The following is a 2,065-nucleotide window of genomic DNA, read 5'->3' as shown; positions in this document are numbered from 1 at the left end:
AAAAAGGCAGTGCTGATAGCACCGCCTTTGCTTACAACATGATTGGTTCTGCTGTTTGCCATTGGTCGTTTGGAATGCTCAGCATATCAAGCGTCAATGTACGCGACATGTTAGTTTTTAAGTCATTCACAGGATTCCAGCCCCTGTTTGCTTCACAGTCCATAAGCATTGCCCACTGTTCAAGTGTCCCGTTGTCCATGTCGTAGAACCGATCGGATAATGTTGAAAGTCTTGTAGTTAGTGATCTTAAAAGGCTCTCGTCATGTTGTTGAGCGGCTGTTAAGCGTTCATGAATGCCATCTAAGCCAGTATTTTGCCATTTCTTATACACATCAGCAAGAAGAATTGCATCTTCCTTCGTGAGCTTTCCCCAAATGTGACGTAAAACAGGATCATATGGCGTATAGGCTACTACTTGATCTTTCCACTCGCTACCCAAGAGGTAGGTGGCTAGAAATTCTTGTTTCTTTTCTTTTGAAAAAGGCTTTGCTTCAACTATTTTCACCTTTAGGTTGACCATTTCATAGTCCTTAGCTGCTTCCTCAAAGTTCTTTGCCACCCAGTGATCAACGAAACAGTCCCAATCGGTTTCAATTCTTTGGCCATCCAGTACCGTGATGTGCTGTGGTAACGTAGGTTCACTGCATTTTTTGAGGAATGTAAAGCTATCCTTGGCCTTGATTTCTTCTCCCGATGTAGTCTTACTTGGCTTTTTGGATTTTTTAGATACAGATTCGTGCTTTTCTTCTGCTGGTACATCTGCTTCAGTTGCTTGAACAGGTTTACGATCTTCGGCTTTTTTTGCATCTGCCGGATCAATGATGTCGTCTAATGGCCCTAACCCAGCTTTTTTTCGAGCCTGCATAGCTTTTTTAGCTGTGCCTTTTTTTTGCCGCAAAAAGATGTCTTCAGCTTCACACTTCTCATCCTCCGTCAAATTAGGATTTAGTCGAATATTGCTGATACACTCAGACGCATCATATTCTTTGTCTAAGGCATCTTTTGAGCTGAATTTATCAAATGTAAACTCTAGAGAGTCAAGCTTATGTTCTTCTCCAGATTTGAAGTATGTACACTTCAAATTCTTAAAGTACGGTGCCAAGCGTAAAATGGACGGCTTGATTATTTTTTGCTTCACCATTCCATTTGGATAAGTTTCTTCGCCCTTGTCGTTTATCCTGTTAACCGGAGCATTAATGACGTATCTAAAGTCATCAAATTTTGCTAAATATTTTCCTGTTTTTGAAAACTGACTTAGTTTCCGAAACAGGTTCTTTGAATAAACAGTATTGAGGTCTAATAGAGTTCTTTGATACCATAACGTGAAATTGCCTGTTAAGTTGTTAAAGAATTTAAGGCTTTCTCCATTTACAATCAGAGTAAGCGTTTCTGCTTTTGCATCATATTTCGCTTCTTCAAACAGAACTCTTTTAATAAATCCCCCATTTTCCTTATCTTTTCTGTAAATCGTATTCATAAGGTTGGTGGTTAGGCCATCGAGAACGGCGTTGAAACGCTTTTTAGGGCCTTTATATCCGATTATGTTCTTTAAATCGGCTGCAGATATTGTTACAGTGCTAGTACCCTTGTCACGGATCTTACCTACGATCGTCCAAAATAAGTCATATTGTTTAATTGAGTACTTGGACAATGGAAAGTCATTCAATTCGTTTGAATACGCTATAACAATGCTTTCACGCTTTTTGTCATTGCTCGTTGCTCTTCTCTTTTTTTCAGCCATGCTAAATGCAGCTCCTTACTATTTTCCCCGCCTAGAAATAATCAGTTTTTCCAGTTCATCCAAATCTTTATCTTTTGCCAGTTCATTGACAAAAGTTTTTGAATATGATCGATATCTGTAATATTTCATTTGTTCTTTATGGGCATCGTCCCACTTTTTATTTGCCTTCTTTTTAGCCTCGCTTACAGCCATGTGTTCACCCGATTTCTTTTCTTGTTTAGTTTGTATTATACACTTAATTAAGTGAAAAGCAAACAGATGACACAGTGTACATACCGGTGGTGACACGGCGTACATACCGGCTAAGCTGCATCCCCTGTCATA

Annotated in this window: 2 protein-coding genes; both read right to left on the bottom strand. The window is 39.3% G+C overall.

Features of this window, described 5'->3' with window-relative positions; genetic code table 11:
- Positions 1–31: 31 nt before the first annotated feature.
- A complete protein-coding gene (locus tag ACYVUV_RS12270; RefSeq protein ID WP_484499567.1) occupies positions 32–1,741 on the bottom strand; it encodes a replication initiation protein in 1,710 nt (569 codons plus the stop codon).
- Between the two features lie 18 nt (positions 1,742–1,759).
- Positions 1,760–2,065 (bottom strand): hypothetical protein (locus ACYVUV_RS12265; RefSeq protein ID WP_484499566.1); only part of this gene is annotated, 306 nt, incomplete at its 5' end.

The organism is Lactobacillus sp. WILCCON 0149 (assembly GCF_057197965.1).
The sequence above is the reverse complement of the archived record's forward strand: the minus strand, read 5'-3'. Positions and strand labels throughout refer to the sequence as shown.